The organism is Streptomyces lincolnensis, from assembly GCF_021173675.1.
In the GTDB taxonomy this organism is placed as follows: Bacteria; Actinomycetota; Actinomycetes; order Streptomycetales; family Streptomycetaceae; genus Streptomyces; species Streptomyces lincolnensis_B.
The window spans coordinates 182,728-190,052 of the sequence record NZ_JAIHON010000019.1; the positions used below are offsets into that span (position 1 = coordinate 182,728).

At 68.4% G+C, this 7,325-nt stretch carries 7 protein-coding genes; 3 read left to right on the forward strand and 4 right to left on the reverse strand.

Translation table 11 applies throughout. The annotated features are described in order from the left end of the window. Positions 1-27 precede the first annotated feature (27 nt). Both K4B79_RS41820 and K4B79_RS41825 read right to left on the reverse strand, forming a co-directional pair. A complete protein-coding gene (locus K4B79_RS41820; protein WP_232032679.1) occupies positions 28-894 on the reverse strand; it encodes an alpha/beta fold hydrolase in 867 nt (288 codons plus the stop codon). A 66-nt stretch (positions 895-960) separates the two neighbouring features. Further along, complete coding sequence (locus K4B79_RS41825) at positions 961-1,956, reverse strand: NADP-dependent oxidoreductase (RefSeq protein ID WP_232032680.1); 996 nt, start codon at positions 1,954-1,956, stop codon at positions 961-963. A gap of 157 nt (positions 1,957-2,113) precedes the next feature. Here K4B79_RS41825 and K4B79_RS41830 point away from each other — a divergent pair, with 157 nt between their 5' ends. Further along, complete coding sequence (locus K4B79_RS41830) at positions 2,114-2,737, forward strand: TetR/AcrR family transcriptional regulator (protein WP_232032681.1); 624 nt, start codon at positions 2,114-2,116, stop codon at positions 2,735-2,737. A gap of 216 nt (positions 2,738-2,953) precedes the next feature. Here K4B79_RS41830 and K4B79_RS41835 read toward each other — a convergent pair whose 3' ends face one another. Next, positions 2,954-3,973, reverse strand: coding sequence for an enoyl-CoA hydratase/isomerase family protein (locus K4B79_RS41835; protein WP_308280619.1), 1,020 nt, complete (start codon positions 3,971-3,973; stop codon positions 2,954-2,956). A 155-nt stretch (positions 3,974-4,128) separates the two neighbouring features. After that, positions 4,129-4,353: an iron-containing alcohol dehydrogenase gene (locus K4B79_RS41840; RefSeq protein ID WP_232032683.1), complete on the reverse strand. Its 225-nt coding sequence runs from the start codon at positions 4,351-4,353 to the stop codon at positions 4,129-4,131. A gap of 615 nt (positions 4,354-4,968) precedes the next feature. Between K4B79_RS41840 and K4B79_RS41845 the strand changes: the two genes are divergently transcribed. Further along, positions 4,969-5,880 carry an alpha/beta hydrolase gene (locus K4B79_RS41845; RefSeq protein ID WP_055705486.1) on the forward strand — a complete coding sequence of 304 codons (912 nt, stop codon included), beginning with the start codon at positions 4,969-4,971 and terminating at the stop codon, positions 5,878-5,880. A 185-nt stretch (positions 5,881-6,065) separates the two neighbouring features. Next, positions 6,066-7,325: AMP-binding protein (locus tag K4B79_RS41850; RefSeq protein WP_232032684.1), on the forward strand; the 1,260-nt coding region annotated here is incomplete at its 3' end.

The window sequence follows — 7,325 nt, forward strand, 5'->3', positions numbered from 1 at the left end:
TTGCCCTTTTTCCTGGTCAGGTGGTGGTCATCGAGCCAGGAACTCGACCGCGACGGGGGCGAACTCCTGGTGGTACTGGAAGATGCCGCCGTGCCCGGAGTCGGGGTAGATGATCAGCTCGCTGCCCTTGATGCGGTGGTGCAGGTCCTCCGACAGGACCGACGGCACCATGCGGTCGTTGTCGCCGTTGGCGATCAGGGTGGGCTGCGTGATCGACGACAGGTCGTCGGGAGCGGAGCGCCCCCACTTCTTGATGGCCTTCAGCTGCGTCTGGAACGCCTTGGTCTTGATGTCCACGTCGCGGTCGACGGTGCGCTCCTTGAGCCGGTTGACGAACGCGCGTGCGGCGGGCTTGCCGGTGGCATTGCGGTTGAAGAACAGGAACTCCTTGGGGTCCGAACGGGTCAACGTGGCACGCAGGATGTCCCAGTAGGTGACTCTGGCGACCTTGTCCATGTCCTTGCCACCCTTGGGCCCGGTGCCGGTGAGGACCAGCTTGCGGACGAGCTCGGGGTGCTTCACCACCAGGGCCTGGGCGACCATGCCGCCGAGGGAGAAGGAGAAGACGTCGATCTTGTCGTACCCGAGCGCCCTGATGAAGGTGTAGGCGTCGTCGGCCATCGCCTCGACACTGTCCGGCACCTGACCGGTGGATGCCCCGACACCGCGGTTGTCGAAGGCGATGACGTGACGGCCCTTCGCGATGGGATCGATGATGCGGGGGTCCCAGTTGTCCAGGGTCGCGGCGAGGTGGACGAAGAAGACGACGGGGATACCGCCCTTCGGGCCCAGCTCGCGGTAGGCGTAGGTGACGCCACCGGCGTTGACGGTGCGGGCCGGGGCCTTCGCGTAGGAGGTGATGACGGCTTCGTTCGGGGTGTCGGTGCTACTCATGACGGATTCTCCTTGCGTGTTCTGTGTCGCTGCGTGTTTCGTGTCGCCCGTCGCGGTTGCGGCGGGTCAGCTGCTGCCGATGACGGCCTTGCCGCGGATGCCGCCCTGGGACAGGGACTGCAGCGCGTGCGGGGTCTGGTCGAAGGGGAACACCTTTCCCACGACCGGGCGCACCGCGCCCTGGTCGATGAGGGTGGTGATCTGGCGGAGCTGGTCGCCGCCGGCGTGCATGAACAGGAACTCGTACGTCACGCCGAGCTTCTTGGCCTGCTTGCGGATCTTGCGGCTCAGGGCTGTGACCGCCAGGCGCAGCAGCGGATTCAGGCCGGCCTGGCGGGCGAACGCGGGGTCCGGGGGACCGGCGATTCCGATGGCCTTGCCGCCGGGCCTGAGCACCCGCAGGGACTTCTCGAGGGTCTCCCCACCGAGGCTGTCCAGCACCAGGTCGTAGCCGGTCAGGAGCTGCTCGAAGTCCTGGGTGCGGTAATCGATCACCGTGTCCGCGCCGAGCGCGCGCACGTAGTCCGCGTTGGACCCGCTGGCGGTCGTGGCGACGCTCGCACCGAGGTGCGCGGCGAGCTGGATCGCGATCGAACCGACCCCGCCGGCCCCGGCGTGGATGAGAACCTTCTGCCCGGGCCGCACCTTCCCGCGCTCCACCAGTGCCTGCCACGCCGTGAGCGCCGCCAGCGGCAGCGAGCCGGCCTCTTCCATGCTGATCGATGCGGGCTTGAGCGCCAAGTCGTCCTCCGCTACGGCGATGCGCTCGGCGAACGTGCCGATGCGGTCCTGGTGGGGCCGGGCGTAGACCTCGTCTCCGGGCTGGAAGCCGCGAACCGCCGTCCCGACGCGGATGACGGTGCCCGCGACGTCGTTGCCCAGGATCAGCGGCAGCTTGTAGGGCAGGATCTGCTTGAACTCACCGGCGCGGATCTTCTCATCCAGCGGGTTCAGCCCGGCGGCCTCCACTCGCACAAGCACGTCGTGCTCCCCCACGGTGGGCTCGGGGACCTCCGCCTCTTGCAGCGGCTCCTTGTACTTGGTGACGACGAACGCTCGCATGGGGCGCCACTCCTAATACTTGTCCTATTTATCCAGTTCTGAGACTGGATCGGCAAACCCGGCGCGACATCCGGGGGCCTCACAACCTCGCCCCATCCGGTCAATCCGAGTACACTCAACTATGAGTCCACTCATAATTATTGTCAAGGGGGTCCCCATGGGAAGCGATCACATGCCGATCGGGCGCCGCGAGAGGGCCAAACAGGACAAGCGCGAGCGCATCATGACCGCCGCCCGCGAGCTGTTCGCCGAACACGGCGTGGACAGGGTCACGACGCAGCAGGTCGCCCGCCGGGCCGATGTCGCCATCGGGACGCTCTACCTGTACGCGTCCACGAAGGCCGAGCTGCTGATCATGGTGCAGAACGAGAAGTTCGCCGCCGCCGTCGATTCCGGCCTCGCCGCCGCCGACGCCGCCGTCGGACAGGGCGCGCTGGAGCGGGTCATCGCTCTCATCCGCCCCCTGGTGGAGTGCGTGCGGGAGCACATGGAGAACGGCCGCACCTATCTGCGCGAACTTGTCTTCGGCGACCCGGCCGAGCCATACCGGCAAGTGGGTCTGACCCTTGCCGGCCGCGTCGAGGACGGCATCACCGGCCTGCTCACGCGCAACGAGGACATCGGCGCCGCCGACGCGGCAACGCTGGCGCGGGTGATCACCGCGATCATCCACATCAGCACCACCGCCACCGTGTGCCCGCACCGCAGCGACGAGGCCGTGCTCGCCGACATCCGCGACCAGATCCACGCCACCCTGGCGCAGCACATCCGCGCCGCATGACCGCTCGCTCCACGAGCCGACCATGTCCCCGGAACGGGGACACTTCGTGAGCCGCGCTACGGCGTGATCACCATCGGCGGCGGAACCGCGGGCACGTCACCGCGATCCGCGCCGCGCAACTCGGCAGGAACGTCCCTGTCCGGCAGTGCGGCAGTCCGGTTCGGCAGTCCGGACAACGGACAGCCGCAAACCCTGTCCGTAACCCTGCACTCCCGGTCAGGCCGGCGGCGTCTGTCCGCCCTGCGCCTCACGTTCCCAGATGGGACTGCGGTCCTTGTCGACCAAGGCCGCTCGGACGCCCTCCAGGAAGTCCGGCGTGCGGATGGTCGTGCGCGTGAGAGTGAGTTCGGCGTCAAGGCACTCGCGCAACGTCTGCTGTCTGCCCCGGGCCAGCAGGTCGTGAGTGATCTCCAAGCTCTGCGGCGAGGCGGACTCCAAAGCGATCAACGCGTCCGACGCCCAGGCGGTGTCGAGGTGACGCAGGCGTTTCTCGATCTCGCCGAGGGTCGGCGCGCCGAACGCCCAGTCCATCTCCCCGCGTACCTCCGCCAGCCTGCTCTCCCCCACCGGAGAACGGTCGGCAAGGCGGTTCAGGACGACGTCCACCGGGGCGCCTGGGCTGTCCGCCAGGGCGTCTGTGACCGCACCGAGCCTGTCCGTGGGGACGAAGTGCGTGGCCAGCCCCGTGTACAGGGCGTCGGCAGCGTCGAGACGGTGCCCGGTCAGTCCCAGGTACATGCCTATCGCGCCGGGCAGCCGCGGCAGAAAGTGGCTGGCCCCGATGTCGGGGAAGAAACCGATCCCGGTCTCGGGCATCGCCAGCACCGCACGCTGGGTGACGACGCGGAAGGTGCCGTGGACCGACAGACCGAGACCACCGCCCATGCACATGCCGTCGATGAGCGACACGACCGGCACGGGATACTCAGCGATCCGGGCGTTGAGCCGGTACTCGGAGGCGAAGAACCGCTCACTGGCCTCGGCATCCCCAGCGAGGCTGTGCTCGCGGATCGTGCGGATGTCGCCGCCGGCGCAGAAGGCCTTCACACTGGTGCTGGCGATCACCACAGCGGCCAGCGGTGTGTGCTCCCATGCGGCGAGCGCACCGTCAATGGCCGCGACCATGCCTGTCGTCAGGGCGTTGAGCGCCTTGGGTCGGTTCAGAAGGATCCGGCCGACGCCCCGGTGCACATCGGTGAGAACCTCGCCCTCAGCAATGTCAGTCATGCGTCTCATCTCGTACTCCGCGCGGACCTGGCTGTTGTGCCATCACCGTTCCTCCGTCGCCGAATGTCGCCCCTCATGGCTGAGCAGGCGCTCGTGTCCGGATCCCCCGCCAACAACCCCGTTGTGCCCACCGTGGACGAGATCCAGGACCTCTACGCGCAGATCTACGGCTGAAGGTCAAGATCCTCGCACAGGTCGCGGAGCGCCTCCACGAACCTCCCGGCCGCCAGGGCATCGCCGTCGCCGTCGGCGGCAACTCCGAACGCGCGGGCGCAGTCGGCGTACCGGCTCTCGGCGGCCGGTACGGAGAACGCCGTCACCGCGGGGAGGAGCATCGCGTTCGACAGACCATGAGCGACGTGGAAGTGCGCGCCGATCGGGCGGCTCATGCCGTGCCATGGTCGACTCGCCCCACGCCATCTACCCCGGCACGGACGAGAGCGTTCAGCGCGAGGCCGCCGGAGAGCGGATTTGCCTTGCGGCTCACGTACGCCTCGACGGCACGACTGAGCGCGTCGACGACGGCGACCGACAGGAACGCCGGTCCCGAACAGATTCATCTTCTCGTCCGTGGCGCTGTCGTGATGCTGAGGTTCGTGTGCGGAGCCTTGTAGTCCCGCATCCGGCCGCCCTGTACGCCCCACAGGCAGGCCGGCGCCAAGCGAATCGGTCGTCGGATCCGGGACGGTCCCGGCAGACAGACACGGCTGCAGTCCGGCGTCCTCACGCATCACCATCAGGCGTTCCGCCGCACCGGCCCAGGCGACGGGGGGACTGCTCCTCCCAGACAGTCGGACCTCAGACCGCTGATCCGCAACGGCAGAGATTCTGGAGCGTTGATCACCCTCGGCCGCCCGCACTGCGCCGCCGCGCCCGCAGCCAGAGGTGCTCCTTACTCTTCTGGGTTTACTTTCTTATACTCAGCAAGTAGCGTCTGGACCAGCACATCAACCTGGCTGCACGCGGGACGTGGGCGTGGCAGCAACCTGCGAAGGAGCACCACCATGGGCGTAAGCCGAGAGGCACACGAGTTCGCGGAGTTCCTCGCGAGCGTGAGCGCGAAGTCGTCGACACCCGGCCTCGACCTGGCCGTCATCCGCGACATCGTCGACTCCAACCACAAGGCGTCGACCGAGCCGGAAGGCGTCACGTACGCCGAGGTGGACGCGGGCGGCGTCCCCGCCCTCTGGGCCATCCCCGAGGGCGCCGACCCCGACAAGGCACTGCTCCACTTCCACTTCGGCGGATCCGTCACCGCCTCCATGCACTCGGACCGCAAGGCCGCAGGCCACATCGCCAAGGCAGCCGGAGCCCGCTCACTCGTCGTGGACTTCCGCCTGGCGCCCGAACACCCCTACCCGGCGCAGCTCGACGACGCCGAGACGGCGTACCGGTGGCTGCTCTCGCAGGGCTACGAGCCGCGGAACATCGGCAGCACGGGCCACTCGATCGGCGGCACCCTCGCGGTGATGCTCCCGCTGCGCCTGCTCGCGAAGGGCGAGGCGACGCCGGGCGCGATCGTCAGCGTCTCGCCGTGGACCGACCTCACCATCCAGAACGCGTCGGTGGACGAGAACGAGGACAACGACAAGATGCTCAGCAGGAGCACCCTCGAACTCTTCCGAGGAGCCTGGCTGCAGGATCCCGCCGTGGACTTCACCGACCCCGCGATCAGCATCGCGAACGCCGATCTGACCGGCCTGCCGCCCACGACTGTCCACTACGGCGAGTACGAGACCCTCGCCGACGACGGCGCCGAACTCGGCCGACGCCTCGCGGACTTCAAGGTCACCTCAGAGGTCCACCCGATGCCCGAAGGGCAGCACTCGTTCATCCTGGGCGCCGGGCGCGTACCCGAGGTGGACCAGGCGATCCAGCAGATGGGCCAATGGCTGCGCAAGCACCTCGGCGCGTGAGCTGAAGGCACACTGGGCGGAGCGGCCCTTCGGCCGGACCGCCGCACCACCGCGATGCCGGTGACCGGTTCCCGCCGGTCGCCGGCATCCTGCCAGACCATGTCGGCCGGCATGCGGTGCCTGTGTCCGACACGGTTCCGCACCCAGCCACATCACCGTCCCTTGATGCCACAAAGGAGTGCGCGATGGGAACATACGAAGATGTCTTCCGCGCCAGTACCGAGGACCCGGAGAGCTTCTGGCTGAAGGCGGCGGAGGGCATCGACTGGGATGTCACTCCGCACCGCGCCCTGGACTCCTCGGGCGCACCCTTCTACCGCTGGTTTCCCGACGGACGGCTCAACGTCTGCTTCAACGCGCTCGACCGGCACATCGAAGCCGGCCGGGGCGAGCAACCCGCGCTCGTCCACGACTCCCCCGTGACGGGCACCCGGCGCACCTACACCTACGAACAGCTGAGGGACGAGGTGGCGGCCTTCGCCGGAGCACTCGCACAGCTCGGCGTGGGACACGGCGACCGCGTGGTCATCTACATGCCGATGGTCCCCGAGGCCGCCGTCGCGATGCTGGCCTGCGCACGCATCGGCGCGGTCCACTCCGTCGTCTTCGGCGGATTCGCCGCACGCGAACTCGCCCTTCGCATCGACGACGCCGCCCCCAAAGTGGTCGTCTCCGCCTCCTGCGGCATCGAGGGCAAGCGCGTCATCGCGTACAAGCCCCTGCTCGACCAGGCGATCGAACTCGCGGCCCACAAGCCGCAGAAGAGTGTCATCCTGCAACGCCCACAGGAGACGGCCGAGTTGGGGCCTCACGATCTCGACTGGGCCGACCTGGTGGCTACCGCGCCACCGGCCGACTGTGTTCCCGTCCCCGCAACCGACCCCCTCTACATCCTCTACACCTCCGGAACGACCGGAAAGCCCAAGGGAGTCGTGCGTGACTGCGGCGGCTACGCGGTCGCGCTCCAGTGGTCGATGGGGGCCGTGTACGACGTGGGCCCGGGCGAGACCATGTTCACCGGCTCCGATGTCGGCTGGGTCGTCGGGCACTCGTACATCGTCTACGCGCCCTTGCTGGTCGGCGCGACCACGGTGCTGTACGAGGGCAAACCGGTCGGCACCCCGGACGCGGGCCAGTTCTGGCGGGTGGCCGCCGAGTACCGGGTCAAGACCATGTTCACGGCGCCCACCGCCTTCCGGGCGATCAGGAAGGAGGACCCGAAGGGGACGCTCACCGCCGGCTACGACCTCTCCCACCTGCGCTATCTCTTCCTGGCCGGTGAACGCCTCGACCCCGAGACCTATCACTGGGCGAGCGCCCTGCTGGGCATCCCGGTGATCGACCACTGGTGGCAGACCGAGACCGGCTGGCCCATCGTCGCCAACCCGGTGGGCATCGAGACCGCTCCCCTCAAGCCCGGCTCCCCCACCCTCCCGCTGCCCGGA

Excerpts from the sequence above, each read along its gene's own strand:
- K4B79_RS41835 (WP_308280619.1), bottom strand. The coding sequence starts at position 3,973 with ATGAGACGCATGACTGACATTGCTGAGGGCGAGGTTCTCACCGATGTG.
- K4B79_RS41825 (WP_232032680.1), bottom strand. The coding sequence starts at position 1,956 with ATGCGAGCGTTCGTCGTCACCAAGTACAAGGAGCCGCTGCAAGAGGCG.
- K4B79_RS41840 (WP_232032683.1), bottom strand. The coding sequence starts at position 4,353 with ATGAGCCGCCCGATCGGCGCGCACTTCCACGTCGCTCATGGTCTGTCG.
- K4B79_RS41830 (WP_232032681.1), top strand. The coding sequence starts at position 2,114 with ATGGGAAGCGATCACATGCCGATCGGGCGCCGCGAGAGGGCCAAACAG.
- K4B79_RS41845 (WP_055705486.1), top strand. The coding sequence starts at position 4,969 with ATGGGCGTAAGCCGAGAGGCACACGAGTTCGCGGAGTTCCTCGCGAGC.
- K4B79_RS41820 (WP_232032679.1), bottom strand. The coding sequence starts at position 894 with ATGAGTAGCACCGACACCCCGAACGAAGCCGTCATCACCTCCTACGCG.